The following is a 26,461-nucleotide window of genomic DNA, read 5'->3' as shown; positions in this document are numbered from 1 at the left end:
TTTCGCCGCAGCCGGTACGTCGCCGACCGGGCTATGGTCGAAGGCATGGCTACCGGCACATCGACGACGGCAGAACACCTCCGCGCAGCGCTGGACGGACCGTGGCGCGCGGTCAGGGAACAGGCACGCACCCAGCTGGCGGACGACCGCTTCACCGGCGATCCCGACCTGGATCTGAAGGACGCTCGCGCACGAGTGCTCGAGCAGATGCGGGTGATCGCGGGAATGGGTTACCCCGAGCGTGGGTTCCGCCCCGAGAACGGTGGCACCGGCGATCCGGGCGGCGCGGTCACCGGTCTCGAGATGCTGGCCTACGCCGACCTCTCGCTGTGGGTGAAATCCGGCGTCCAGTGGGGCCTGTTCGGCGGTGCCGTGGAAAACCTCGGCACCGAGCGGCACCGCGACTACATCAAGCGGCTGATCTCGCTCGACCTGCTCGGCTGTTTCGCGATGACCGAGTCCGGGCACGGCAGCGATGTCGCGGTTCTCGAGACCACGGCCACCTATGACCCGGCCACTCAGGAATTCGTGGTCAACACCCCGACGCCGTCGGCGCGCAAGGACTACATCGGTGGCGCCGCCGAGCACGCCCGGATGGCGGCGGTGTTCGCCCAGCTCGTCACCGAGGGCAAGAACCAGGGCGTGCACTGCTTCCTGGTGCCCATCCGCGACGAGAACGGCGCCGACCTGCCCGGTGTCACCACCTCCGACGACGGCCGCAAGGGTGGTCTGCCCGGTGTCGACAACGGGCGCATCGTGTTCGACAACGTGCGCATCCCGCGCGAGAACCTGCTCAACCGCTACGCCGATGTCGCACCGGACGGCACCTACACCTCCGAGATCGAGAACCCGAGCAGGCGCTTCTTCACGACGCTGGGCACGCTGGTGCGCGGACGGGTGAGCGTCGGTGGCGCCGCCGCGGCGGGTGCGCGCGTGGCGCTGAGCATCGCGGTGCGCTACGCCTTGGCCCGGCGTCAGTTCGCCGACCCCGACACCGGTGCGGAAACCCTGCTGTTGGACTACCGCAGCCACCAGCGCAGGCTGCTGCCGCTGGTCGCGAAGTCGTTCGCGCTGGCCTTCGCGCAGAACGACCTGGTGCGCCGGATGGACCTCGTCCAGCGTGGCGCCGAGATCGAGCCCGGTGCGCAGCGTTCGCTGGAGAAGCGCGCCGCGGGTCTGAAGGTCGCCCAGACCCGGCACGCCACGCGCGCCATTCAGGAATGCCGCGAAGCCTGCGGCGGCGCCGGGTATCTCACCGAGAATCGTCTCGTGACGCTCAAGGCCGACACCGACGTGTTCACCACCTTCGAGGGCGACAATGTGGTCCTCACCCAGCTGGTCGCCAAGGAGCTGCTCACCGCCTACGCCGACGAGATCCGTGACCTGGACGCACTCGGCTGGGTGCGCTTCGCCGCGACCATGGCGGGCGACGTGGTGCGCCGCAATACCGGTGTGCGCCAACTGATTCAGACACTGCGCGACCGCAACGACGAATCGGTCGACGAGGGCGACCTGTCCAAGCGCGACGTGCAGCTGCAGTTGTTCGCCGACCGTGAGGACTACCTGCTGCGCACCGCGGCGCACCGGTTGCGGGCCCGCGCCGAGGACACCGGCCCCTTCGAGGCGTTCAACAACGCCCAGGACCACATCCTCGCCGCAGGCACCGCCCACATCGACCGGCTGGTGCTCGAGGAGTTCGTCGACGGGATCGCCACCATCGAGGATCCCGATGCCAGGGCACTGGCCGAAACCGTCTGCGACCTCTACGTGTATTCCTCGCTGGAGGAAAACCTGTCGTGGTACATCATGCACCGGTTCATGTCGGTGGAGCGGGCCAAGGCGGTTCGCCGCGGGGTGAACGAGCTCGTCGACCGGCTGCGTCCCGACGCTCTCACGCTGGTGGAGGCGATGGGTGTGCCGGAGTCGATGCTGCGGGCCGAGATGTTGCACGACGCCAGCGTTTTCGACCGCAGCTGACAGCCCACACCCCCGCGACGGCGAGGGTGACCGCTGCCGCCGCGCCACCGAAGACATCGGTGGCGTGGTGGTAGCCCCGCTCGATCATCCCCAGGGTGACCGGGACGAGCATCAGCGCGGTGAGCGCGACGACTACGAGCCGCGCCCGGGCGCTCGTCACCAGACACGCGAATGTCGTTGCGACTGCGACCAAGTGGACGGTGTGGCCGCTCGGATAGGCGAGATAGTCGTGTAACTGCCTGTCCCACAGAGGTTTCAACAACCACGTATTGATCGCCACCGCGAGCTCCGGGACGACGAGCATCGTCGCCGCGCGCCACCATCGGCGCCGCACCAGGAACCAGCAGCAAAACCCCAGCAACCCGATCAGCACGGTCGCGCCGTTGCTCGGCGACACCAGAATCGAGCCCCACTCGGGGGAGACCGAACGCTGCACCGGTTCGGCGATCGCCCGGTCGATATCGGTCGCCCCGTCGTCGGCCGGAAACGTCAGCGGGATCAGGGCGGTGACGCTCGCGCAGGCCGCGAGGACGGTAGTGCGAAGTGCCTGGCCGGGGTGGATCACGGCCCCGACGATAGCGTTCGGTTCAGGCAGGCCCGTAGGTGAGCACGGCGGTGACCACGAACCACAGCACCCACACGATCGCGATGATCATGCCGACGGCGAGGGTGATCCGCAGGAACGCACGCCCGAAATCCAGATCACCACCGACCCGGGGATACAGCTTCCACGGGCTGTACCAGGGTGCGACGAGACCGCGCCGCGACTGCGCCTCCTGCTCGAGCCGTGCCTGCTCCTCCGCGTACGCCTCGGCCTGGGCCTGGGTGGGCCCACCGTGCCACAGCGTCACATCGATCGGCCCGAGGAACCCCTCGTTGAGCAGATCCTGCGGGGCGGGCAGGTACGGCAGGATGCCGAGGCCACGGAACGCGATGGCGATGTCGTTGGCCGTCCACCGGTTGTGTTCCTTCTCGGCGAGCACCTCGAAGTACTGCTCGAGCCGGTAGGGATCGTCGGTGACGACCACGTCGAAACTCGGGTCGTGCCAACCCTGATGGATGTCGATATCGGCGCCGGGCTGCGGCACGATCAAGCCGAGACCGTGCACCGCACGCTGCCCGAGCCCACGCGCGGCGAGGTAGTCCTGCAGCGCGAAGGTGTGCTCCCTGGAGCGTTCCAGCGGCGTCGACTTCTCACCACCGGCGAACTGCGCGAGTTCACCGGAGACCATCCACGGGCCGTTGAGCGGGATCTCGAGCACACCGTGCTGGGTGGCGGTGAACGTTTCGGCCTCGATCACCACACAGCTGGTCGGCGTCCACACCACCGCGTCGAACTGGTGCAGCCGATCGTTGTGGAACAGGCTGCAGTTGATGGTGGCGACACCGTGCGGACTCGACGGGTCCTTCCAGGTGCGCAGCCAATTGATCAGTGCCCGCTCGGCATCGGTGCCTGCCGCATTCTGCACGCGCACGAGCATGGAGGTCCGCCCTTCTTGGTCGGTGGCGCCGCAAGCCGAGAACCGTTGGCGTACATCGTAGCTCGCCGGCGAGCCGATGCCGGTCAGGATGCGGCCGGTGGCTGGTCGGCGCCGCGCGGCTCAGCTGGGCTCGGCGGCGAGCTCGCCCGCCTCGACGGCGGCGACGAGCTGCGCGTGATCGGCTTCGGTGCGGTCGGCGTAGCGTACCGCGAAGCGCGCCACGGCCTCCTCGAAGCGGTCGTCGTCGGGACCGTCGCCGTCCAGGTACCCGGCCAGCGTGCGCGGATCGAGCGAGCGCGCGTGCGCCCGCGCCAGCAGGGCACCCGCCAGCCTGCCGTAGTCGTCGAGATCGTCGGCCGACAACCCGGCCGGGTCGATGGCGCCCTTGAAGTTGCGGAACTGGCGCACGATGAACGGCAGTGGCGTGTCGAACTCGATGGTCGTCCAGCCGAGCAGGATGTCGGTGTCGGACTGCACGCTGCGCGCCCCGGCGACGATGCGCTCACCCTCGTGCCGGTGCGTGGTCGCCGGAAGGAACGGCGCCAGCGCGGACGGCCTCGCCTGTTTGGCCTGCAGCACCAGCGACTCGCCGTCGTTGCCGTGTAGCAGCACCACGTAACTGTGCAGCCCCACGCTGCCGGTGCCCACGACCCGGAACGCGACATCGGAGACCGCGAACCGCGACAGCAGCGTGCGCCGCGACTCCCGGATGGTGCCCGCGTAGCGTTCCAGCCCGTCGATCACCGCCTCGCGGACCTGCTCGTGGACCGGGGTGAGGACCGGCGGATCGCTGATGAAGCAGTGCTTGCGGATGCCGGTCTCGTGATCGTCGATGTGCTCGGTGAGCTTCGCGACCACTTTCGCGCTGGTGTTCTTGCGCGCCTTCTTGGCGGCCTTCTTGAAGTCGTCGTGCAGGTCCTGGGCCTTGGCCTTGGTGAGAATCGACTCGTCGTGCAGATCGGTCCAGGACTGCAGGAACGGCAGCTCGGCGAGGCCGGCGACGGTCCGGCGATAGGAGGCCGCGGCGTCGCGGGCCGCGCGCAGGCAGTCGTCGGCGTCGGCACCGCTCTCGCGTCCGGCCAGGACGAGGCTCGCGGCGAGACGTTCGAGATCCCATTCCCACGGCCCGAAAATCGTCTCGTCGAAATCGTTGATATCCATCACGATCTCGCCGCGCTGGGTGCCGTAGAGGCCGAAGTTGGCGGCGTGCGCGTCGCCACAGATCTGGGCGGGCAGGCCGCTGTCCGGACCGGCCGCGAGATCGGCGGCCATCAGGCCCGCCGCGCCGCGGAAGAAGCTGAACGGCGAGGCCGCCATCCTGCCGATGCGCAACGGGATCAGGTGTTCCAGCCTGCCCTGATTGCTGGCCTCGACGAACTCGAGCACCCCCGGTCGGTCGGGGCTCTCGGCCGGGCGATCGCGCTCGGTCACCGGCACCTTCGCGGCGGCGGCACGGCCACGGGCGCGGGCCTGCTCGGGGGAGACGGAGGAGCGCAGATCGATACCACTGTCGGACACGACTGTCGAGGTTAGCGGTTCGGCGGCCGGACAGCGCCACGACCGATCACCTGCCGCGAAATGGGCGCGGGTTTCGGCGTGGCCGGATGGCGCGTCGGGGGGTCGGTGCGGTAAGCAGGGGCGTGGCAACCGAATCGGGAACGCCTGGCACGAGCGACACCGACGGCGGTGGCGTGTTCAGCGACCGCATCCTGACCGTGCCCAACGCCCTGAGCGTGCTCCGCCTCATCGGCATCCCCGTCTTCCTGTGGTTGATGCTGGTCGAGCACGCCGACGGCTGGGCCTTCGCCCTGCTGATCGCCAGCGGCTTCACCGATTTCCTCGACGGCAAACTGGCCAGACTGCTCGATCAGTCCTCGCGCCTTGGCGCCCTGCTCGACCCGTTCGTCGACCGCCTGTATCTGCTGACGACACTGGCCGCCTTCGTCCTGCGCGACCTGATTCCGTGGTGGCTGGCAGTGATCTTGATCGCTCGCGACCTTGTTCTCACCGTGACGCTGTCGGTGTACAAACGGCGTGATCTGCCCGCGCCGGAAGTGATCTACCTGGGCAAAGCGGCGACCTTCGCGCTGATGTCGGGTCTGCCGTGGCTGCTCACCGGGGAAATGGTCTGGGTGGGCGCGGGTTTCGGCTGGGCCTTCGGTTGGGCACTGTTGATCTGGGGCACCGCACTGTACGTGTGGACCGGGGTGCTCTACGCGGGTCTGGCGGTCGCGGTCGCACGATCGATACCGCCTGTGCCGCACCGAGGGCGCTAGCCGTTACTGTTGCGTGCAACGTTCACGACGAAAGGACGTCCTGTGACCCGGACCCCTGAGGATCTGCACTACACCGAAGAGCACGAATGGGTGCGGCGGACCAGCCCCACAGCGGTCCGTGTCGGTATCACCGACTACGCCCAGTCACAGCTCGGTGACGTGGTGTTCGTCCAACTGCCCGACGCCGACGCCGACGTCACGGCGGGCGAGAGCATCGCCGAGGTCGAATCGACCAAGAGCGTGTCCGACATCTACGCCCCGCTCAGCGGCAAAGTCGTTGCGGTGAACGAGGATCTGGTCCAGGCCCCGGAGACGCTCAACAGCGACCCCTACGAGGCGGGCTGGTTGTTCGAGCTCGCCTTCGACGACGCGGCGAGCCTGGACGCGGCGCTCGCCGAACTGCTGGATGCGGCGGGTTATCAAGGAGTTATCGGGGGCTGACGCAGCCTTCACAGTTCTCCCTGCACGGGCACGCCCCGGCAGGGTACGGTCAATGCCGAAGACAGCACCTGCTTGCATGGATAATCAGGTTCGAGGAGGAGAGAAACGGTGAGCGAGAACAGGGACCCGGGTTACGGGGAGACCGCGGCCGAGACGACATCGGTCTTCCGCGCGGATTTCCTCAACGAGGTCGATTCGTCGCGCTCCGGAGAGCCGGCCGGCGAACAGCCGGTGCAGGGCGTCGAGGGCCTGCCGGTCGGTGCCGCCCTCCTGGTGGTCAAGCGAGGCCCGAACGCGGGTTCGCGCTTTCTGCTCGACCAGCCGACCACGTCGGCCGGTCGTCACCCCGACAGTGACATCTTTCTCGACGACGTCACCGTCAGCCGTCGGCACGCCGAGTTCCGGCAGGACGACGACTCGTTCCAGGTGGTGGATGTGGGCAGCCTCAACGGCACCTACGTCAACCGGGAGCCGGTGGACTCCTCGGAGCTGCAGAACGGCGACGAAGTCCAGATCGGCAAGTTCCGGCTGGTCTTCCTGACGGGGCCGCGCGCACAGGCCACCGAGTCGTCGACGGGAGCGGGTTCGCGATGACCCGTCCGGTGCTGGTGCTCGCGAAGGGCGCAGTGCTGTGACCGGGGCGGCGCAGTGGGCACGCGGAGGGATGTCGATCGGCTCCGTGCTCGACCTGCTGCGACCAGATTTTCCCGACATCACCATCTCCAAGATCAGGTTCCTCGAATCGGAGGGCCTGATCCGGCCGGAACGGACACCGTCGGGTTACCGGCGGTTCTCGGTGGCCGACTACGAACGGCTGCGTTTCGTGCTCACCGCACAGCGCGATCAGTACCTGCCGTTGAAGGTGATCAAGGAGCAGTTGGAAGCGATCGACAGCGGTGCTGCGACGTTGGGTGTGCGTGAGGCGCGAGCTCGCGCGCACTCCCTGCGTGGCGTCAAGGAGTACACCGAGGACGACGCGCCCGCCGCGCCGCGCCGCCTCGGTGTCGTTCCGGGGGAGATCACGCCCGAAGAATTACGTTTCGATGTCGCGGTGCGGCTCACCCGCGCCGATCTGCTCGCCAAGGCCGGCATCGAGGAGCGTTTCCTCGATGACCTGCTCCGGGCCGGACTCATCGTCCCCGGGGCGGGTGGATTCTTCGAGGCCGATGCGGTGACGCTGGCGCGTGCGGCCAAGGCGATGGCCGAATTCGGTTTGGAGGCACGGCATCTGCGTGCGTTCAAGCTGGCCGCCGACCGGGAGGCGGCGCTGGTCGCCCAGATCGCCGCACCGATCGCGAAGAGCCGCGACGCCGACGCGCGGGCCCGCGCCGAGGAAACAGTTCGCGAATTGGCCGCGTTGTCACTGAACCTGCATGCGGCACTGGTGAAAGCCGCGGTGCGCAACGCGTTGGGTAGCTGACGCGCGCGAGCGCCGGGTGGCCGGATTCGCCTAGACTCGTGATACCGGGCGGGGCAGCGGTCGTGCCGTCGGCGGCGAGTATGGGAGGCAGGACAGTCGCATGAGTGAGATGCGCGTTATCGGCATCCGTGTCGAGCAGCCACAGAACCAGCCCGTGCTGCTGCTGCGGGAGGCGGCGGGCGAGCGGTATCTGCCGATCTGGATCGGGCAGGCCGAGGCCACCGCGATCGTGCTCGAGCAGGAAGGGGTCACCCCCATTCGTCCGCTCACCCACGATCTGATCAAGATTCTCATCACCGAACTCGGACACACCCTCAAGGAAGTGCGGATCGTCGATCTGCAGGAGGGCACCTTCTACGCCGATCTGGTCTTCGACGGCGACCTGCGGGTCTCGGCCAGACCGTCGGACTCGGTAGCCATCGCGTTGCGCGTGGGATGCCCGATCTTCGCCGAGGAGCCGGTGCTCGCCGAAGCCGGGCTGGTGATGCCCGACGAGCGCGAGGACGAGGTCGAGAAGTTCAAGGAGTTCCTCGACTCGGTGTCTCCCGACGATTTCAAGGCGACCGACAGCTAGGGCCGGACTATTTTCTGACCCTGAAGTAGAGGTCGAGGGAATCGCCGCTCACGGTGCTTGGTCCGATGACCGTATGGGTCCGACAATGACAGGAGTAACCTCGAAAGTCGGGCAACATCCGTCGTGACTCCGGTACTCGAGAACGTCGGCAGAGCAAGGAGCGGTCAGTGGAAGAGCAAACGCAGGATGTAGTGCAGCCTGGCTTGTTCCCGGACGACTCGGTTCCGGATGATCTGGTCGGTTACCGGGTGCCGAGCGCGTGTCAGGTCGCGGGAATCACCTACCGTCAGCTCGACTACTGGGCGCGGACCGGGTTGGTCGTCCCGTCGATCCGGGGCGCGGCGGGATCGGGGAGCCAGCGGCTGTACTCGTTCAAGGACATCCTTGTCCTCAAGATCGTGAAGCGCCTGCTGGACGCGGGCATCTCTTTACAGAACATCCGGATCGCCGTCGATCACCTGCGCAGTCGTGGCGTGGGCGATCTGGCCGGGATCACCCTGTTCTCCGACGGCACCTCGGTGTACGAATGCACCTCACCCGAGGAAGTCGTCGATTTACTGCAGGGCGGGCAGGGCGTCTTCGGAATCGCGGTCAGCGGCGCCATGCGGGAACTGACCGGCGCCATCGCGGACTTCCCCGCCGAACGAGCCACCGCCATCACCGACCGCCCGGAGGACGAACTGTCCTACCGGCGCAAGGCCAGGGAAAACCGCAAGACGGGCTAGCGGTGATCTCGCGCGTACGCGGTGAACTCCGTGTACGCGCGATCACTTGTGCGGGGTGTGGTTCAGCCGTCGGCTGAGCAGTCAGAAGGTGCCGTGGGCGGGCGGCGGAGTGCCGTGGAGTAGGGCACGGCCGAGGTGATGGTGTTTCCAGCGGACCGGGTCGTGCAGTGTGTGCGTCCGTGCGTTGCGCCAGAAATGGTGCAGGTTGAGATCCGCTGCGACACTGCGGGTTCCGCTCACCTCGAACAGTGCGCTCGACACGTCCACTGCCGCGCGGTCGGCGACGATCTTGGCCGTCGCGACGGCGAGGGACGCTTGACCCGCCGCGGTCTGCTCGTCGGTGCCCGAGAGCGGGGCCCGGATCGCCGAATCGACGGCGGTCGCCGCAGCGGTCAGGGTAGCTTCGGCCGTTGCCACCGTCACCACCAACTCGCCGAACCGCTGGATCAGCAGCGGGTCGTCGACGGCACGGTCGACACCGGCCTCGAACCACGGCCGGGCATGTTCGCGCACGAATTCCGTTGCGGCGGTGAGAGCTCCGCGTGCGATACCCGTGTCTATCGCGGCGTGCAGGAGCTGGGCGTACGCGCCGTAGGCGGTGGGTCCGGCGAGGGCTTGCGCCCGGGGAACGAGCTGCTCGGCTCGCACCCGCACACCGTCCAACTCGACGGTGCCGCTGCCGGTCGTGCGCTGACCGAGGCCGTTCCAGTCGTCCACGATCCGGACGCCCGGCGTTCGGGCCGGTAGGTAGGCGATGTATTCGCCCGCGGGCAGGCCGCTGCGCGCGTCCGGGTCGTCCAGTCGGGTCAGCACGGCGAGCAGATCAGCGAACAACGAGCCGGTGCAATAGTATTTCGTGCCGTCGATCCGGAATTCGTCGTCCACCGGACGCAGCGTGGTCGAGATATCGGTGATGGTCCGGCCACCGCGTTCGGATTGGGCATTGGCGATGCGCGCACCGCCGAGCACCGCTCGAAAGTATTCGCGTCGCTGTCCGGCTGTGCCGGCCAGTCGCAACAGATTCAGATAGACGAAATGACTGTGTGGGATCTGTGCGATGTTCGGATCGGCCACCGCCAGCAGCCGCACCACTTCCGTGACCACGCTCGGCCCCAGATCGGCCCCACCGAATTCGGCGGGAACCGTGATCGCGAGCAGACCGGAGGACGCCAGCCGATCCAGCTGCACGTAGGGCAACTGGCGGTCGCGATCACGGGCGGCGGCGCCGGGCGCGAACTCGCGGGCGAGTTCGGCCGCGACGGGCACGGCCTGGTCGGGGGAGGTGATGAGCTGGGCGGTGGCCGCGGTCATCAGCCGACCACCGTCGCGGGAACCCGGGCCGCCTCGAGTTCACGAACCAACGGCAGCACCTTCGCCCCGAAGTACTCGATGTCCTCCTGGAAATGCAGGAATCCGCCGAGAATCAGGTCCACCCCGAGATCGCGATAGGCGACGATCCGCTCGGCCACTTGCTCGGGTGTGCCGATCAGCTGCGTGCGGAATCCGTCGTTGTACTGCACGAGATCCTCGAACGACGAATCCGCCCACATACCCTTGCGGTCGCTGGTGGACGCACCCGCCTGCTGCACCGCGTCGCGGAAACCCTCGACCGCGGTCTTGTTCGCCTTCTCGATGATCTCGCGCAACGTATCGCGCGCTTCCTTCTCGGTGTCGCGGGCGATGATGAACCCGTTGAGCCCGAATTTCACCTCGCGGTCGTTCTCCCGGGCGACGGCTCGCAGGTCGTCGAGCTGTTCGGTGACGCCGTCGAAGTCCTTGCCGTTGGAGAAATACCAGTCGGCGTAGCGGCCGCCGTTGCGCCGGGCAGCCGTCGAATTGCCGCCCTGGAACAGTTCGGGATTGGGCCGCTCCGGGGTGTTCAGCGGTTTCGGCTTCAAGGTGAAATCGCGGATGCGGTAGAAGTCGCCGCCGTAGTTCACCTCGTCCTCGGTCCAGATCTTGCGGATCACCTCGAGGAATTCGCCGCTGCGCCGATACCGTTCGTCGTGCTCGAGCCACGGCTCGCCGAGCGCCTGGAATTCGCCCGCGAACCAGCCCGACACCACATTGATCGCGAACCGGCCGTTCGAGAGGTGATCGGCGGTCGCGCCGAATTTCGCGAGCACCGCCGGATGCCACAGCCCGGGATGAATGGCGGCGATCACCTTCAGCCGTTCGGTGGCCAGCAACAGCGCCAGGCTGAAGGACGTGGATTCGTGCTGGAATTCGGCACCGTAGGACGCGGTGTAGCGCACCTGCGAGAGGGCGTAGTCGAAGCCGTTGCGTTCGGCGGTCTGCGCGAGCTTCTTGTTGTACTCGTAATCCCAGCTGGTGCGCTGTTCGATATCGCTGGTGACGAGGCCACCGCTCACATTAGGCACCCAGTAGGCGAACTGGATCTGATCGGTGATCCGCTCGGTTGTCATAGCTGCTCCAGAGGTTGGTGCGGGAGGGGGTTGGCTGTCGCTATCCGACGGCGACCGGTGCGAACGTCGATCGTGCGAAGCGGCCCGCCGGTGCGAACTTCGCCAGCAACTCGCCCGCGTCCACACCGGAGACCTGGGTGATGTAGGCGGCGGCGTCCTCGGGGGTGTCGATGGCGAGGAACGGCTGTGGCCGGTGCAGCAGCCCGACCAGCGCCGAGGCGAAGCGCGGGTCGACGGCGGCGGTGGCGAAGAACTGACCGCCGATGTCGGCGAACTCGGGGTCGCTGAGGAACAGCCGGGTCACCTTGGCGGCGGCATCGCTGCGGGCGGCCAGGAACGCGGCGTACTGCTCGCCGATCCACTGCTCGTCGAAGGGCCCGTCGTGCACCGCGGCGGCCGCGACCAGGCGCTGTGCCTGGATCAGCCCACTCTGGGCGCCCTGCCCGGCGACCGGATCGTAGGCGACCGCGGTGTCGCCGAAGGCCGCGACCGGGTGGCCGCTCTCGGTGCGTCCCACACCCGCCCGCACGACCGGCCGCACCGCGCCTTTGAGCCAGGAGTGGGGGTCTTCGGCGATCACCTGGGTGGCCTGGACCTCCGGCAGATCCCAGTCGATGTAATCGCGGTAGAGGTCCTTCACGATGCGCAACGCCGACTCGGCGGAATCGGCCGCGGCGAATCGGGTCTCCCAGTCGCTACCGGGACGCGCCCAGCCGAGGAAGGCCCAGCTCGGACCCACGTCTTTGTGCAGGTACGGGCCCCACCACGCTTCGCCCTGCTCGGCCAGGATGGAGAACAGACTGTGCGCGCCGCCGGCCGGGCCGCGGTGCGCGAACACACCGGAGTCGTAGCCGAGGCCGGTCACGGTGACGGTGAGCAGCGAGCGTTGCGGCTTGTCGTAAACGGTGCGGGTGGTGTCGATCGGGAAGAGGTCGGACAATCCGCCGCGACCGGTGGCGACCAGGGTGAGGTCGTTGGCGGCGGCGATCACGTCCAGTGACTGCGGGGTGACGTTGTCGACGACGAACTCGCCGCCGCGCGCACGGAAGGCGGTGAGTCGTTCGTCGGCCTTGAGCCGGGTGTCGACCGCGACCCCGACATACCCGTCGAAGGTGCCGTCGAAGGCGATCACTTCGGCGTTCTCCGGTCCGGCGATGCGGACACTGAGTCCGGTGTGGCGGGGTGCGCGGCCGGTGTAGCTGTCGAGCCCGAGCGCGGCTTCGGCCTGCTGGGTTTCGCCGAATTCGAGGGCGGTGCCGGTGGCGGGCACCTCGTCGCGCAGTGCGCGTTGATCTCGGTCGCTGTAGAGGGTGACGGTGAAACCGGCGTCGAGTAGTCCTAGCGCCGCAGTGACGCCGGTTTGGCCGGCGCCGATTACCGCGGCCGAACGAGTGGAGCGGGAAGCGGGAGTCTGCGATGTCATACCGGAATACTGCGCTGACCTGCACCCGATGAAGAGTGTTGCGATCAGCGCGAATTCATTCCTACGCGCCCGCCGGTTCGTTCACCGACCCCGGCCGTGACACCGCGTGCGGTAGCACGGTGGACCGCGGACCACCGACGCGATACCCGGCACCACGATGGTGCTCGGGTAGCCGATCACCGGCTCCGAAGAGGGCGTTGCGCAACGTCCCCGGCTCGTATTCGGTGCGGTACACACCGCGTTCGGTCAACACCGGAACGACATGGTTCACGATGTCCTCGAATGTGCCGGGGGTGATGGCGTAGGCCAGGTTGAACCCGTCCAGATCGGTGTCGGCGACCCACTTCTGCAGCAGGTCGGCGACAGTTTCGCCGGAACCGGTGAACACCGGCCCCATGCCGCCGATACCCGCCCAGCGCCCGATGTCGCGCACCGTCCATTCGCGGCCGTCGTCGTCGAATTCCTGGAATGCCGCCACCGCCGACTGGATGGCGTTGCTGCGCACCTCACCGATCGGGTCGTCGAGGTCGTATCGCGACAGGTCGATTCCCATCCAGCCCGACATGAACACCAGCCCGCCCTCGACGCTCGCGTAGGACAGGTATTCCTCGTGTTTGGCCCGTGCCGCCTCGTCCGTCTCGTCGGTGATGATGGTGGCCAGCGCGTAGATCCTGGCCTCGTACCGTCCACGTCCCGCCGCCTCCAACGCGTCGCGAACTCGCGAAACGGTCTGGGCCAGTACGCGTTTGGAGGGACCTGCGATGAAGATCGCCTCGGCGTTCTCGGCCGCGAACTGTACCCCGCGCGGCGAGGCGCCCGCCTGATAGATCACCGGCGTGCGCTGCGGTGACGGCTCCGACACGTGAATCGGCATCGCCGAAATTCCTTGCCGCCGAAGGCAGATAGCCCGTCACCACATTCCAGCCGAGGCGTCCGCGCGTGAGGTGGTCGAGGGTCGACATGCGGCGCGCGAACGGAAAAGGATGCTCGAACCCGGTGCCGGTGGTGATGCCGAAGCCCAGATGCTCGGTCACCGCCGCCATCGCCGACACCAGCAGCAGCGGGTCGGCGACGGGTGTTTGCGCCCCTTGGCGTAGCGCGGCGGTGTCGTCGCCGCCGTACACGTCGTAGGCGCCGAGGACATCGGCGATGAAGATGCCGTCGAACCGCCCGCGTTCCAGGAGTTTCGCCAGCTCGGTCCAGTACCCGATATCGGTGTAGCGGTGGGACTGGTCGAGCGGATGACGCCACAGTCCCGGTGACTGGTGGGCCACGCAGTTCATGTCGAACGCGTTGAAGCGGATCGGCCTGCTCATCGCGTCACCTCCGTCCGGCGCTCGCCCGCGCTCCAACCGAACGGCAACTCGGTGCCGTTGAGCAGGTGGTCACCGACCGCGCGGGCTTTGAAGATCGCCGGATTGTGCACGGAGACGGTGCGCGCATTGCGCCAGTGCCGGTCCAAGCGCAGCTGTTCGGACACGATGGACGCGCCACCGAGCTCGAACAGCTGGGTCGTGGCGGCCAGCACGATATCGATCACCGCGAGTTGTGCTTGCGCGGCGGCCAATTCGGCGGCGGCTAGGTCACCGTGGTCCTTCGCCCCGGCGTCGAGGACGCGGTCGAGAATGTCCGCCACAGCCAGCACGGTCGCGCGCGCGGTGAACGCCGCCGCCGACAACTTGCCGATCACCTGCTGGACGAGGGGGTCCTCGCGCGGCAGGTCGGCCGAGGCGTGCGTGTAGGTGCGGGTGCGCGCACTCACCCATTCCGTGGCGTCGCGCTCGGCGCGGGCGGCGATCCCGGCGAGCACCGCGAGCTGCACCAACTGCAGGTAGGCGGTGCCGTAGGTGGGGCCCGCGACACCGTAGCCGGGCCCGAGGATCCGATCGGGCGCCACCACGACATCGGTGAACTCGGTGGTGCCGCTGGCGGTGAGCCGCTGCCCGAAACCGTCCCAGTCGTCGTGCTGCACCACCCCCTCGGCGTTCGCGTCGACCAGCACACCGAGGCGCTCACCGTCACGATCGGCGGCGACCAGGATGTGATCGGCGAACAGTGAACCGGTGCTGTAGTACTTCACCCCGTTCAGGAGCAGCCGGTCGCCGTCCTCGGTCAGCCGGGTGCGATACCGGTCGACGCCGCCCACGCCGGGTTCGGTGATCGCGTTACCGACCAGGGCGCCCTCGGCCACCGCCCGCAACCACCGCTCCCGCTGCGGGCCCGGCTCGGCCAGCCGCTGATCCTCCACGAACGACCAGTGCACCCGCAGCGCCTGCGGCAGGTTCGACTCGGCGGCCGCCAGGTCGATGAGCAGCCGGAACAGCTGACGCACGCTCGCACCGTAGCCACCGAACTCGACCGGTACCCGCAGGGCACCGAACCGGGCCTCCTTCAGCCAGGAGACCTCGTCGAACGGCAATCGCCGGTCGACCTCCCTGGCCACCGCACCGGCGGCGATCCGGTCGAAGATCGGGGCGAAGACGGCATCGAGCTCGGAATCTGTGATCGCGGACGCGGTGGAGGAAGTCATGCCGACACGATCGCGCAGCGGGCCGCCGGATTCACCGGTTGCGCGCAGGGGGATCGAAACGTCTCCCGTCCCAGTGGGGGAGTGACGAGCACTACACCCCCGGCGGACCCCTGGTGGCGCGACCGGGGGTTTGCTGCCTCTAGACTCGGAGGTGCGTCGCCGTCGTGCGGGAGAGTCCTGGGATCGCAAGAGTCCGGGCGCCGAAGGAGCAGCACCTCCCCGTCAATCTCTCAGGCAACAGGGACCGCGCGGTGATTCGACGCCTCTGGAAAGCGGTGGCATCCGGCTGCCCGCCCACGGGGAAAGGGGCACGGTCTCGACCGGCTACCGAATCTCTCAGGCGCACAGACAGAGGGGGAGGGCTGGTACCCGTCGGCCACGAGGCCGACCCGCCCGACCTGGAGCTGCCGTGACCCGTTCGTTCGCCGACCGCCACATCGGACCCGATTCCGACGAACTCGCCCGGATCCTCGCGACCATCGGCGTCGAGTCCGTCGACGCGCTCGCGACCACGGCGTTGCCCGCCACCATCCTCGACGAGTCCGGCCTCGCCGCGCTGCCCGCGCCCGCGAGCGAACACGAGGTACTCGCCGAGCTGGCCGGCCTTGCCCAGGCCAACACCGTCGCGACCTCGATGATCGGGCTCGGCTACTACGACACGCTCACCCCGCCCGTGCTGGTGCGCAACCTGCTCGAGAACCCCGCCTGGTACACCGCCTACACCCCGTACCAGCCCGAGATCAGTCAGGGCAGGCTCGAGGCGCTGCTCAACTTCCAGACCATGGTGTCGGACCTGACCGGCATGGACGTGGCCAACGCCTCGATGCTCGACGAGGCGACCGCCGCCGCCGAGGCGATGACGTTGCTGCGCCGCGCGGGCAAGTCCAAGTCGAACCGGCTGCTGCTCGACACCGACCTGTTCCCGCAGACCAAGACCATCATCGGCACCCGCGCCGAGCCGCTCGGCATCGAACTCGTCGAGGCCGACCTGTCCACCGGGGTGCTGCCCGAGGGCGACTTCTTCGGCGTGATCGTGCAGACCCCCGGCGCGTCGGGCCGCATCGTCGACTGGACCGAGGTGTTCACCGCCGCCCACGAGCGTGGCGCGCTGGTCGCCGCCGGTGCCGACCTGCTGGCGATGACTTTGATCACCTCGCCCGGCGAACAGGGCGCCGACGTGTGCTTCGGGACCACCCAGCGTTTCGGTGTCCCCATGGGCTTCGGTGGCCCGCACGCCGGATACCTCGCTGTGCGCACCGCGTTCGCCCGTCAGCTGCCGGGTCGCCTGGTCGGTGTGTCGGTCGACGCCGACGGCGCTCCGGCCTACCGCCTGGCGCTGCAGACCCGTGAGCAGCACATCCGCCGCGAGAAGGCCACCTCCAACATCTGTACCGCCCAGGTGCTGCTGGCCATCGTCGCCGCCATGTACGCGAGCTACCACGGTGCCAACGGACTGCGGGCCATCGCGCGCCGGGTGCACGAGCACGCCGCCGCCGTCGCGACCGGTCTCGGCGGTGCGGTGGTGCACGGCGCGTTCTTCGACACGGTGCTCGCGCACGTGCCCGGTGGTGCGGAAGCCGTTGTGGCCAAGGCGAAGTCGAAGGGGATCAACCTGCGACTGGTCGACGCCGACCACGTCTCCATCGCCTGTGACGAGGCCACCACCGAAGCCCATGTCGCCGCCGTCGTCGAATCCTTCGGCACCGCACTGACTCCCGAGTCCGGCGCGGGCGCCGAACCGGTCGGTATCGAGACCCGCACCTCGGAGTACCTGACGCACCCGGCGTTCACCCGCCACCACACCGAGACCGCCATGCTGCGCTACCTGCGTTCGCTCTCGGACAAGGACATCGCCCTGGACCGCAGCATGATTCCGCTCGGTTCGTGCACCATGAAGCTCAACGCGACCGCCGAGATGGAGGCCATCACCTGGCCCGGTTTCGCCCGGCTGCACCCCTTCGCCCCCACCGAGGACTCGCCGGGCATTCGCAAGCTCGTCGCCGACCTCGAGCAGTGGCTGTGCGAGATCACCGGCTACGACGCGGTGAGCCTGCAGCCCAACGCCGGTAGCCAGGGTGAGTACGCGGGACTGCTCGCCATCCGCCGCTACCACCTGGACCGTGGCGACGACCACCGCGACACCTGCCTGATCCCGTCGAGCGCACACGGCACCAACGCCGCCTCGGCGGCCATGGTCGGCATGCGGGTCGAGGTGGTGAAGTGCCAGGAGAACGGCGACATCGACCTCGACGACCTGCGCGCCAAGATCGCCGACCACGCCGAGCGGCTGGCCTGCATCATGATCACCTACCCGTCAACCCACGGCGTGTACGAGCACGAGGTCGCCGAGCTGTGCGCGCTGGTGCACGACGCGGGCGGTCAGGTGTACGTGGACGGTGCGAACCTGAATGCCCTTGTCGGACTTGCCCGTCCGGGCCGCTTCGGCGGCGACGTGAGCCACCTGAACCTGCACAAGACCTTCTGCATCCCGCACGGTGGCGGCGGTCCGGGCGTGGGCCCGGTGGCGGTGCGTTCGCACCTGGCGCAGTACCTGCCGGGTGATCCGCTCGAGAACGGTTCGCACGCGGTATCGGCCGCCAACTACGGTTCGGCCTCGATCCTGCCGATCACGTGGGCCTACATCCGGATGATGGGTGCCGATGGGCTGCGCTCGGCCACGCTGACGGCCATCGCGTCGGCCAACTACATCGCCCGCCGTCTCGACGCCTACTTCCCGGTGCTCTACACCGGCGAGAACGGGATGGTCGCCCACGAGTGCATCCTGGATCTGCGCGAGATCACCAAGCAGACCGGTGTCACCGTCGACGACGTGGCGAAGCGACTGGCGGACTATGGTTTTCACGCACCGACCATGAGTTTCCCGGTGGCGGGCACGCTGATGGTGGAGCCGACCGAGAGCGAGAACCTCGAGGAACTCGACGCCTTCATCGACGCCATGATCGCCATCCGCGGCGAGATCGACCAGGTCGCCGCCGGTGTCTGGCCCGTCACCGACAACCCGCTGCGCGGCGCGCCGCACACCGCGGCCTGCCTCGTCGGCGAATGGGACCACCCCTACAGCCGTGAAACCGCCGTCTACCCGCGCGGTGTGGGACATGCCCGGCCGAAGATCTGGCCTGCCGTGCGCCGCATCGATGGCGCGTTCGGCGACCGCAATCTCGTCTGCTCCTGCCCGCCGCTCGACGCGTACCAGGACTGATCCCCGCTGATCCGGGCCCCGCCGATGTTGTTCGGCGGGGCCCGGATTCGTTCGCGGCCCGGAATTCGGGCACCCGGTGGGCTGCCCGGCGTGGCGACGGTCGGTACGGTGGCGGGTGGGGCGGGATGTTCCCATGACCAGGAGGGGATCGAATCGTTGAGTATCGGCGAGATAGTGCGCGAGATCGAGGTAGCCGGAGCACCGTACGGGGTCACCGTCGGACCGGACGGTGCGTTGTGGTTCACCCTGGTGACCCAGGGTGCCATCGGGCGGTATGCCGAGGGGCAGGTCGAGACCTTCGCCCTCGACCCCGTCGGTGGCCAACCCACGGTGATCGTGGCGGGCGACGATAACGCCCTGTGGTTCACCGAGTTCCACGGTGGCCGGCTGGGCCGGATCACCCTCGACGGCGCGGTGAGCAGCCTGACGATGGACGGCCCCTACGGTGTCTGCGCTGGGCCCGGCGGGATGTGGTTCACCGAATTGCAGGCCGGTCGGGTCGGCCGGATCGCGGGCGACGGTGGGATCGAGGGGGTCGCGGTCGACGGAATGCCGTCGATGATCACCGCGGGCTCCGACGGCGCGGTCTGGTTCACGGTGAACCAGGGCAATGCGATCGGCCGCATCGACACCGACCTCACAGTGACACTGCACCCGCTGCCCACCCCTTCGGCGGCCCCGGTCGGCATCGCCGCAGGCCCCGACGGCGCGGTGTGGTTCACCGAGATCGGCGTGGGCGCGATCGGTCGCATCGACAGCACGGGTACGGTTACCGAATGCGCTCTGCCAGACCGTGATTCACGCCCGCACGCAATCGTCACGGGGCCCGACGGTGCGCTCTGGTTCACCGAATGGGCCAGCGGAAACCTCGGCCGGATCGACACCGACGGCAAGATCGACCACCTGACCCTCCCCGGCGCCGAGCCCCACGGACTCACCGTGGACTCCACCGGCCATCTCTGGGTGGCTATGGAATCCGGTGCTCTGGTAGAGGTTTCACCAGGCTGACCTTTGGGGTACCTCTGCCACGCCAGGTGGGTACTGCTGCGGTCATCGACTTGTGGTGGCCGCAGCATCGGTGATTGCCACGAAATCTGCGTAGCGCCCGCCTTTTTCGACGAGTTCATGGTGGGTGCCATGCTCCACGACACTTCCCTTGTCGAGGAACAGGACGTGGTCGGCGGTTCGGACCGTGCGCAGGCGGTGGGCTACGACGATGACGGTTCGTCCGGCCATCAGGCGTTCGATGCCCTGGTGGACGGCTGCTTCGTTGGCGGGGTCGAGCGCCGAGGTGACTTCGTCGAGCAGGACGATGGGTGCGTCCTTCAGGAGGGCGCGGGCGATCGAAACACGTTGGCGTTCACCACCGGACAGCAGCGCGCCGCCCTCACCGACGGCGGCCGACCAGCCGCCGGGCAAACGGTCGACCACCTCGTCCAGCCCGGCCGCGGTCGCCGCCGCCCGCACCTCGGTGTCGGTGGCATCGGGGCGGCCGAGGCGGATGTTGTCCTCGATCGTGCCGTCGAACAGGTACACGTCCTGGAAGACGATGGCGATGGACGACATCAGGGTGGCGGTGTCGATGTCGCGCACGTCGACACCGCCGATGCGGATCGCGCCCGCGTCGACATCGTGGAATCGGGCGAGCAGTTGGAGCACCGTGGATTTCCCGGCGCCGGAGGGCCCGACGATCGCGAACCGCTGACCCTGCGGCACCTGGAACGTCAGCCCGTCCAGCACGGTGTGCCCGTCGCGCGCGAAGCCCACGGCATCGAACGCGAGATCGTGGCGGAGCGGTCGGATCGGATCACGCGGTTCAGCAAGCGGTTCGGTACTGAGCAGGTCGTCCAGCCGGGTGAGCTGGGAGTGCGCGCTGCGCAGCTTGCCACCCAGATCGGCCAGTGATAGCAACGGTTCGGCGCAACGGGCGGCGAGCACCAGGATCGCCAGCAGCTCGGCGGCGCCGATCCGGCCGCCGAGGGCGAGGTAGGCCCCGAGCGCGAGCAGCACGGTGAACATGGTCTGGACGACGAGCGTGAGACCGACCATCCCCGGCAGCGCGGTTCGGACCGAGCGATGAGTGGCCCGCTGCAGCTCCCGCAGCGCATCGTCGAGCAGACCGAACCGCTCGGTGCTTCGGCCACCCGCGCGCAGCACCGGCTGGGCCCGCAGGTATTCGATGACGCGGCCCGCCGCCTCGTGGTCACGGGCGTGGCGTTCGGCGTCGGTGACCGCCAGCGCACGACTCGCCCGGATCTGCACCACGGCTACCAGGGGGACGGCGACCAGCGCGGCCAGTCCGAGCCGCCAATCGAAGACCGCGATCACCACCACGATGGTCGCCGGCGTCAACGTCGCGGTGATGAACGGGCTGAGCAGGTGCGCGATCACGCCCATCGCCTCGAGCACACCCCGGCTGGCCAGCACCGACACCTCACCCACCCGGTCCGGCCCGAACCAGCCGACCGGCAGCCGCGCCAGGTGGTCGCCGATGCGGTGGTAAGTCCCGCGCAACAGCGTGGTGCCCGAGCGGAATCCCGACAGATCGCTGACATAACGCAGCACGGCGTACACCCCGACCGCGCACCCGAACCCGATCAGCCACGGCCAGGCCCGCGCGGGTTCGCTGCCGAACAGCTCACGCAACACGGGAACAAGCAGCAGGTAGGACAACCCTTCGAGCACGGCGGTGACACCCATCAACACCACGGTCCGGCGAACCGGACCCGCGTACTGATGGCCGAGCACCCGTAACAGTGTGCGGATCATGACAGCTCGCTTCCTTGTTCGGCCCGCCAGAACGCGGCGAACGCGCCGCTCTCGGCCAGCAGCCGGGTGGGTGCGCCGCGCTCGACGATCACGCCGTCCCGCAGCAGGACGACGGTGTCGGCGTCGGCGATGGTTTCGTGTCGGTGGGCGATGACGAGCACCGTGCGGTCACCGCGCAGGTTCGCCATGGCCCGGCGTAACGCCCGCTCGGTCTGTGGGTCGGCGAAGGCGGTCGCCTCGTCGAGCACCAGTACCGGGGGGTCGGCCAGTAGGGCACGGGCGAGCGAAAGCCGTTGTGCCTCACCGCCGGAGAGCCCGGCCTGTTCGCCGAGAACGGTGTCGTACCCGTACGGCAGGTCGAGGATCCGTTCGTGGATCACGGCCAGCCGGGCGGCCTCGATCACCCGTTCACGGTCGGCGTGTGGCACCGCGAGCGCGATATTGTCGGCCACCGAGGCGCGCAGCAGCCGCACATCCTGGAAGACGAACGACACCGACCGGTAGAGCCGATCGCTGCCGATGTCGCGCAGATCGGCACCACCGAGGACGACGCTGCCGTGACTCGGGTCGAAGAATCGCAGAAGTAGTTGCGCCAGTGTCGATTTGCCGCTGCCCGACGGTCCGACCAGCGCGGTGACGGTACCCGGCTCGAGGACCAGATCGATACCGCGCAGCACCTCCCGGTCGTCGTAGCCGAAGCGCACGTCCCGCAACTCGACCCGGTGCCCGCGCGGAGCCACGGGTCGCGCCGGTTCGGGCAGTGGCCGCACGGCGAGCACCTCGTTGATCCGGCCGATCGCGTGACCGGCCGCCTGCAGATCGTCGAAACCGTGTTGCAGCGCCGCGACCGGCGCGGTCAGGCCGAGCCCGAGCAGCAGGAACGGCAGCAGATCGGCGGCGGCCAGCTCGCCACGGGTGAGCAGGAAGGTGCCGCCGCTCAGAATCACCAGCAGCACGAACGGCGGCGACAACGCCAGCTGCATCCCGGCCGCCACCGGGGCGAGACCACGGACGAAACACAGGAACGTATCGGCGAATTTGTCTGCGGCCGTGCGGAATCGCCGATGCGCCCGATCGCCACCGCCGAAGGCCTTGACCACCGCGATGCCCTGCACGAACTCCACCACCGCATCGGCGATGCGACCCATCGCGGCGTCGAACTCCCGCTGTTCACGTTCCCTCGTCGGCAGCAGGAGCAGTGGCACGTGCAAGAGTGCGAGCAGGACCGGAACGAGCGTGATGAGCGTGAGCCGCCAGTCCACCGTGCACAGATACGCCAGCGACACCAGTGGCACCACGAACGCCGACACCAGCTCACCGGGCGCGTGCGCGAGCACCGGATGCACCGCGCTCACGTCGTCGCCGACCACCTTGGCCAGCTCACCGGTCCGGCGCCCCGAGAACCAGCCGATCGGCACGCGCCCCAGCTGGGCGGCGAGCTGCCGCCGAAACGCCAGCTGCACCCGGCCGTCGAGCACATGGCCGAGACCTGCCGCCGTACCGGTGAACACCAACCGCACCAGCAGACCGATCGCACCGATCGCCACCGCGAGCCACACCCGGTCGTGATCGGCCGGCCCGGCCGACAACAGCACCCGGCCGACCTCGACCACCGCGAGCAGCGGCGCCAGCCCGGCCAGTGAGCCGATGACCTGCGCGATCATCACTGCGGCGAAGCCGGGCACGTGGGGGCGGACCGATGTCACAAGAGTCGGCGGCGGGGAATGCGTCACCGACTCCGCCTCGGGACGTTCGATTGTCGTCGTCATCGCACACTCAATTCGGAAAGTCACTGTCTGTAGACAGCGACTGTACGAGCGTCGTTACAGACAGTCAATGTCTGAATGAGAGTGACAGTCACCAGACAGTGGCTTCCTGATAATCTGGCCGCATGGCTGGACTACGCGAACGCTGGCGGCTCAACGCCATGCACACCGTTCAGGAACGCGCCCTCGACCTGTTCGACGCGAAAGGCTTCGCCGCGGTCACCATCGAGGAGATCGCCGCCGCGGCCGAGGTCTCACCCTCGACGGTCTACCGGCTCTTCGGCACCAAGGAGGGCATCATCGTCGCCGACGAGTTCGACAACCTCAGCGACGAACAGTTGGCGAAGGTCGTCGACCCGCACGATCCGATCGGCAGCCTCATCCGGTCCGTCCGCGAATACGACACGGGCACGAACGAATCGGGCTCCGAACCCGGCCCGTGGCGGCGCAGCCTGCGCTATCACTTCACCGAACCCTCGGTTCGGCGCGCGGCCTATGCCTCGGCCGACCGCACCAGCCAGCGGCTGTCACCGCTGCTCGCCTCGACCGGCCGCTTCACCCAGGCGCAGGCCAAGGTGGCGACCAACGCGCTCGTCTTCGGCTACCTCGCCGCGCTCGAACAGTGGTTCCTCGACGGCGGCGACCGCCCCGTCGCCGCCTATGTGGACGAGGCGCTCGACCCTTTACGGGCCGTCTGGGGCGACTGACTACGGGGTGGTCAGTGCCTTGACCACGGCCGTTCCGAAGCCGATATCGTTGCTGGTCGGCATCCGGGTGTAGGTGCCGCCCGTCTGTGCGGACAACTCCTGCAAGGTCTGGGTGCCTTCGCCGCCGACCACGATGATGTCCACCCGCACCGGCTTGCCGGACTGGTTGGCCGCCGCGATCTGGGCGAGCAGGTCGGCGCCGGTCAGCGAGGAATCGTCGTCCGGTCCGTCGGTGATGAGCAGAATCGAATTGGTGCGGCCGGGGGAGTAGTTCGCCACCGCGGCGCGGTAGGCGGCGAGCAGACTCGGATACGCCTGGTCGGTACTCACCGTGCTCGGCTTCAGTGAGGTGACCGCCGATCCCACGGCATTGCGCTGGGTGTCGGTGAGCAGACCGGTGGCCACGTTCACCTGGTAGGGGTTGGTTCCGTCGAGGTTCTTGCCGAACGTCCACAGGCCGAGCCCGAAGTCTGGCGGCATCACCTGCAGGGTGGAGGCGAGCGCGGCGCCCGACGTGGCGAGCCGGGTCATCGAGCCGTCGGTGGTGCCCATGGACGACGAGACATCGAGCAGCACAGTGGCATTCACGCCGAGCACCGGGTTGTCGATGGTGGCGCGCACTTTCTCGAGTGCTGCCTTCCCCGGATTCGCGGGCGCCGAACCGATGGCCGGGCCGAAACCGTCGGCGGCGAAAGCGGCCGCCTGCTCGGGAGCCCGCAGGAAGTCGATGAAGCGCGAGGCGATGAGGTTCTGGATCTTGTCGACCCACGGACCCGACAGCACCGCCGCCGGGTAGTCGGCCAGCGGCGCGGTGCCCGCCGGACGGAACGCGGTGAGCCCACCGGTCCCCAGTTGCTGAGCGGTAGCGGCCACCGCGTGGATATCGTTCGCGGCCGGATCCGCGCTGATCGCGGCCATCGCCGTGGTCAGGTCGGCGGGTTTCTCGGCAGCGGCGGCCAGACCGGAAATGGCGGCCACCACCTGCCCGGACGCGGCGGCCTGCTCGGTGAGCGGGTCGGTGCCCGACACCGCCGACCCGATCGCGGCGGCGGCCGCGGTGGTCGCATCACCCGGGGGCAGCGCCATCCGCAGTCCACCCCAGCCGTTCAAGCCGATCTCGTCGAGCGAGCCCTGCTGCAATCGGGGCAGGTCGGCCCAGGTGATCTGGTGCTGTTCGAGTGCCTGTCGCAGCGGATCAGGCACCGCGAGCACGACGGGACTCGTCGCGATGGACGCCGGTGTGCCCTCGATCAGACCGGGCACCCGAACCAGCTCGATCGAACGACTCGAGTCGGCGATCCACAGCCCGGGTTTCGGACCGAGGCCCGGTTCCCAGGTGCTGGTGTCGGCCAGCGCGCCGACGAGCGCCGCCGACGGCCGGGCCGTCACCTCGACGCGCGCGCAGTGGTCGCGCACGCGCGGCTTTGTCGCGTTGAACCGTTCCGCGGCCGCACGCACCGGACCGGCCACGGCCGGGTCGACGGTGACATCGAGGGCAGCGGGCCCCTCCACACATTCCGCCGCGGCGGCCACATCGGATTCGGCGGCACGATCGCGCAACTGGAACCAGGCGAACACGGCCACGAGTACGACCACGAGCACCGATGCCGCGATAACCGGACCTTTGCTGATACGTCGAGATCTGGTCCCGCTGCGATGTGTACCCACGCGGCAAGTTTAAGGACTCGTTGCCGGTGCGGCGCACCGCGCATCCCCCGGCGCATCGTCGCAGCTCACAGCCGGAGGCCGGGCGTCGTGGTCGACGCCCGGCCCCCGGTCGGTCATTCGCGGATCACGCGGCCGCGGTCGTATTCACGACCACCCCACACCCCGGACTGACCGGTGCGCGCCGCGTACTCGGTGCACCCCGCGAGCAACGGGCAACCGGCGCAGATGCGGCGGGCGTAGTCGAAATCCTGCGACGGGTACGGAAACCACGCCTCGTGGTTGGGGTCGCCCCGGCAGGCGGCACGATGCCACCGCCCGGAATCGGACAGGGTGAGCAGGTCGGTCAGTGCGGTGGTCACGGCGCGTACTCCTTCCAGATCCGGCGCTGTGTGCGGGCGAGCGGGTCGGGTGCCTTGGGCTCCCACAGCAACCGCATCCCCGCCTCTTCGGGGGTGCGGTCGGCCTTGGTCGTATTGCAGGGTGCGCAGCAGGCGACGAGGTTGCCCCAGGTGTTGGGGCCGCCCCGGCTGCGCGGGCGAATGTGGTCGACGGTGGCCGCCCAGTTCGCGCAGTAGCCGCAGCGGTGCTTGTCGCGGCGCAGCACACCGGCCAGGGTGGCGCGGCTGTCCTCGCCGACCGGTCGCACATGCGCCAGGTACACGTAGCGCAGCAACCGGATCGTCTCCGGCAACGCCACCTCGAGCCGCTGCGAGCGGATCGGGAAGCGCGGCACCCGGTCGATGACGGATTCGGCGGCACCGCTCAGCAGCAATGTCACCGCGCGATCGGCGGTGATCTCGTCGAGCGCCTCGTAGCTGGCGTTGAGCACCAGCACGCGGCTGTGTATCCAGTTGTCGGCCGCGGGAGCCGTCGGGACGACGGCATGACGAATCATCATCGGGATCACCATGTTTCGAAGAAGCGAGCGGAAGGGAGAGGTGGGGTGCGCTCAGTGCGCGATGGGGAGACGACCGGCTTCGCGCATCTCGGCGCTGCGATGTCCGGTGCTCTGATATCCGGGCTTCGAATCATGCTGTCGTACAGCTGGTGTCACGGTC

The 26,461-nt window shown here is 68.5% G+C and carries 22 protein-coding genes, 1 pseudogene and 1 riboswitch; of the genes and pseudogenes, 10 read left to right on the top strand and 13 right to left on the bottom strand.

Annotation, left to right across the window (positions count from 1 at the left end; all coding sequences use genetic code 11):
- The first annotated feature begins 45 nt into the window (after nt 1-45).
- Entirely contained in the window at nt 46-1,977 is a 1,932-nt protein-coding gene (locus NI2_RS09885; protein WP_067489117.1) for an acyl-CoA dehydrogenase family protein, read from the top strand.
- On the opposite strand, the gene NI2_RS09880 is transcribed toward NI2_RS09885, so the two are convergent.
- The 3 genes from NI2_RS09880 to NI2_RS09870 form a co-directional block, all read right to left on the bottom strand.
- Entirely contained in the window at nt 1,892-2,542 is a 651-nt protein-coding gene (locus NI2_RS09880; RefSeq protein WP_067488689.1) for a phosphatase PAP2 family protein, read from the bottom strand. The two genes, NI2_RS09885 and NI2_RS09880, sit on opposite strands and share 86 nt — an antisense overlap.
- A gap of 22 nt (nt 2,543-2,564) precedes the next feature.
- Nucleotides 2,565-3,446 (bottom strand): nuclease-related domain-containing protein, encoded by an 882-nt coding sequence (locus NI2_RS09875; RefSeq protein WP_243749953.1) that lies wholly within the window; start codon nt 3,444-3,446, stop codon nt 2,565-2,567.
- Between the two features lie 132 nt (nt 3,447-3,578).
- Nucleotides 3,579-4,976, bottom strand: a complete 1,398-nt coding sequence (locus tag NI2_RS09870; RefSeq protein WP_067488687.1) for a DUF2252 domain-containing protein — start codon at nt 4,974-4,976, stop codon at nt 3,579-3,581.
- 122 nt (nt 4,977-5,098) lie between these two features.
- Between NI2_RS09870 and NI2_RS09865 the strand changes: the two genes are divergently transcribed.
- The 6 genes from NI2_RS09865 (at nt 5,099) to NI2_RS09840 (ending at nt 8,894) form a co-directional block, all read left to right on the top strand.
- Complete coding sequence (locus tag NI2_RS09865; RefSeq protein WP_067488685.1) at nt 5,099-5,734, top strand: CDP-alcohol phosphatidyltransferase family protein; 636 nt, start codon at nt 5,099-5,101, stop codon at nt 5,732-5,734.
- Nucleotides 5,735-5,776: 42 nt separating this feature from the next.
- A complete protein-coding gene (gene gcvH, locus NI2_RS09860) occupies nt 5,777-6,175 on the top strand; it encodes a glycine cleavage system protein GcvH (RefSeq protein ID WP_067488684.1) in 399 nt (132 codons plus the stop codon).
- 108 nt (nt 6,176-6,283) lie between these two features.
- A complete protein-coding gene (gene odhI, locus NI2_RS09855; RefSeq protein WP_067488683.1) occupies nt 6,284-6,769 on the top strand; it encodes an oxoglutarate dehydrogenase inhibitor Odhl in 486 nt (161 codons plus the stop codon).
- Nucleotides 6,770-6,839: 70 nt separating this feature from the next.
- Complete coding sequence (gene ftsR / locus NI2_RS09850; protein ID WP_084476286.1) at nt 6,840-7,595, top strand: transcriptional regulator FtsR; 756 nt, start codon at nt 6,840-6,842, stop codon at nt 7,593-7,595.
- Nucleotides 7,596-7,695: 100 nt separating this feature from the next.
- The gene (locus NI2_RS09845) at nt 7,696-8,169 is read left to right on the top strand and encodes a bifunctional nuclease family protein (protein WP_067488679.1); all 474 of its coding nucleotides are present in this window, start codon (nt 7,696-7,698) and stop codon (nt 8,167-8,169) included.
- 167 nt (nt 8,170-8,336) lie between these two features.
- Entirely contained in the window at nt 8,337-8,894 is a 558-nt protein-coding gene (locus NI2_RS09840; RefSeq protein WP_133734085.1) for a MerR family transcriptional regulator, read from the top strand.
- A gap of 81 nt (nt 8,895-8,975) precedes the next feature.
- Here NI2_RS09840 and NI2_RS09835 read toward each other — a convergent pair whose 3' ends face one another.
- From NI2_RS09835 to NI2_RS09815, 5 genes and pseudogenes are all read right to left on the bottom strand, one after another.
- On the bottom strand, nt 8,976-10,205 hold the full coding sequence (locus NI2_RS09835) for an SfnB family sulfur acquisition oxidoreductase (protein ID WP_067488677.1): 1,230 nt from the start codon (nt 10,203-10,205) through the stop codon (nt 8,976-8,978).
- Nucleotides 10,205-11,320 (bottom strand): dimethylsulfone monooxygenase SfnG, encoded by a 1,116-nt coding sequence (gene sfnG, locus NI2_RS09830; protein WP_067488675.1) that lies wholly within the window; start codon nt 11,318-11,320, stop codon nt 10,205-10,207. Before sfnG ends, NI2_RS09835 begins: the two co-directional genes overlap by 1 nt.
- 40 nt (nt 11,321-11,360) lie before the next feature.
- Complete coding sequence (locus tag NI2_RS09825) at nt 11,361-12,743, bottom strand: styrene monooxygenase/indole monooxygenase family protein (protein ID WP_067488674.1); 1,383 nt, start codon at nt 12,741-12,743, stop codon at nt 11,361-11,363.
- A 61-nt stretch (nt 12,744-12,804) separates the two neighbouring features.
- Nucleotides 12,805-14,059: pseudogene (locus NI2_RS09820) on the bottom strand (LLM class flavin-dependent oxidoreductase).
- Nucleotides 14,056-15,273 carry an acyl-CoA dehydrogenase family protein gene (locus NI2_RS09815; protein ID WP_067488673.1) on the bottom strand — a complete coding sequence of 406 codons (1,218 nt, stop codon included), beginning with the start codon at nt 15,271-15,273 and terminating at the stop codon, nt 14,056-14,058. The pseudogene NI2_RS09820 and the gene NI2_RS09815 overlap by 4 nt, the downstream one beginning before the upstream one ends.
- 157 nt (nt 15,274-15,430) lie before the next feature.
- A riboswitch (glycine riboswitch) is annotated at nt 15,431-15,530 on the top strand.
- 152 nt (nt 15,531-15,682) lie between these two features.
- On the opposite strand from NI2_RS09815, the gene gcvP reads away from it, so the two are divergent.
- Together gcvP and NI2_RS09805 are read left to right on the top strand one after the other, a co-directional pair.
- A complete protein-coding gene (gcvP, locus tag NI2_RS09810; protein WP_067488672.1) occupies nt 15,683-18,493 on the top strand; it encodes an aminomethyl-transferring glycine dehydrogenase in 2,811 nt (936 codons plus the stop codon).
- 156 nt (nt 18,494-18,649) lie between these two features.
- Nucleotides 18,650-19,501 carry a Vgb family protein gene (locus NI2_RS09805; RefSeq protein WP_371851953.1) on the top strand — a complete coding sequence of 284 codons (852 nt, stop codon included), beginning with the start codon at nt 18,650-18,652 and terminating at the stop codon, nt 19,499-19,501.
- Nucleotides 19,502-19,543: 42 nt separating this feature from the next.
- On the opposite strand, the gene NI2_RS09800 is transcribed toward NI2_RS09805, so the two are convergent.
- Together NI2_RS09800 and NI2_RS09795 are read right to left on the bottom strand one after the other, a co-directional pair.
- Nucleotides 19,544-21,262: an ABC transporter ATP-binding protein gene (locus NI2_RS09800; protein WP_067488671.1), complete on the bottom strand. Its 1,719-nt coding sequence runs from the start codon at nt 21,260-21,262 to the stop codon at nt 19,544-19,546.
- Entirely contained in the window at nt 21,259-23,031 is a 1,773-nt protein-coding gene (locus tag NI2_RS09795; RefSeq protein ID WP_067488670.1) for an ABC transporter ATP-binding protein, read from the bottom strand. Before NI2_RS09795 ends, NI2_RS09800 begins: the two co-directional genes overlap by 4 nt.
- A gap of 122 nt (nt 23,032-23,153) precedes the next feature.
- Here NI2_RS09795 and NI2_RS09790 point away from each other — a divergent pair, with 122 nt between their 5' ends.
- Nucleotides 23,154-23,735: a TetR/AcrR family transcriptional regulator gene (locus NI2_RS09790; RefSeq protein WP_067488669.1), complete on the top strand. Its 582-nt coding sequence runs from the start codon at nt 23,154-23,156 to the stop codon at nt 23,733-23,735.
- On the opposite strand, the gene NI2_RS09785 is transcribed toward NI2_RS09790, so the two are convergent.
- From NI2_RS09785 to NI2_RS09775, 3 genes are all read right to left on the bottom strand, one after another.
- Nucleotides 23,736-25,403, bottom strand: a complete 1,668-nt coding sequence (locus NI2_RS09785; protein ID WP_084476284.1) for a substrate-binding domain-containing protein — start codon at nt 25,401-25,403, stop codon at nt 23,736-23,738. It abuts the gene before it with no gap.
- A gap of 113 nt (nt 25,404-25,516) precedes the next feature.
- A complete protein-coding gene (locus tag NI2_RS09780; protein ID WP_067488664.1) occupies nt 25,517-25,762 on the bottom strand; it encodes a WhiB family transcriptional regulator in 246 nt (81 codons plus the stop codon).
- Complete coding sequence (locus tag NI2_RS09775) at nt 25,759-26,301, bottom strand: HNH endonuclease (RefSeq protein ID WP_067489111.1); 543 nt, start codon at nt 26,299-26,301, stop codon at nt 25,759-25,761. Before NI2_RS09775 ends, NI2_RS09780 begins: the two co-directional genes overlap by 4 nt.
- Nucleotides 26,302-26,461 lie beyond the last annotated feature (160 nt).

The organism is Nocardia ignorata NBRC 108230 (assembly GCF_001612905.1).
Taxonomy (GTDB): domain Bacteria; phylum Actinomycetota; class Actinomycetes; order Mycobacteriales; family Mycobacteriaceae; genus Nocardia; species Nocardia ignorata.
This window is presented reverse-complemented; position numbering and strand designations above follow the sequence as displayed.

What these genes read in the sequence shown, in the direction of transcription:
- NI2_RS09845 (WP_067488679.1), top strand. Translation starts at nt 7,696, where the DNA reads ATGAGTGAGATGCGCGTTATCGGCATCCGTGTCGAGCAGCCACAGAAC.
- NI2_RS09775 (WP_067489111.1), bottom strand. Translation starts at nt 26,301, where the DNA reads ATGATGATTCGTCATGCCGTCGTCCCGACGGCTCCCGCGGCCGACAAC.
- NI2_RS09790 (WP_067488669.1), top strand. Translation starts at nt 23,154, where the DNA reads ATGGCTGGACTACGCGAACGCTGGCGGCTCAACGCCATGCACACCGTT.
- NI2_RS09825 (WP_067488674.1), bottom strand. Translation starts at nt 12,743, where the DNA reads ATGACATCGCAGACTCCCGCTTCCCGCTCCACTCGTTCGGCCGCGGTA.
- NI2_RS09795 (WP_067488670.1), bottom strand. Translation starts at nt 23,031, where the DNA reads ATGACGACGACAATCGAACGTCCCGAGGCGGAGTCGGTGACGCATTCC.
- ftsR (WP_084476286.1), top strand. Translation starts at nt 6,840, where the DNA reads ATGTCGATCGGCTCCGTGCTCGACCTGCTGCGACCAGATTTTCCCGAC.
- sfnG (WP_067488675.1), bottom strand. Translation starts at nt 11,320, where the DNA reads ATGACAACCGAGCGGATCACCGATCAGATCCAGTTCGCCTACTGGGTG.
- NI2_RS09815 (WP_067488673.1), bottom strand. Translation starts at nt 15,273, where the DNA reads ATGACTTCCTCCACCGCGTCCGCGATCACAGATTCCGAGCTCGATGCC.
- NI2_RS09835 (WP_067488677.1), bottom strand. Translation starts at nt 10,205, where the DNA reads ATGACCGCGGCCACCGCCCAGCTCATCACCTCCCCCGACCAGGCCGTG.
- NI2_RS09800 (WP_067488671.1), bottom strand. Translation starts at nt 21,262, where the DNA reads ATGATCCGCACACTGTTACGGGTGCTCGGCCATCAGTACGCGGGTCCG.
- NI2_RS09885 (WP_067489117.1), top strand. Translation starts at nt 46, where the DNA reads ATGGCTACCGGCACATCGACGACGGCAGAACACCTCCGCGCAGCGCTG.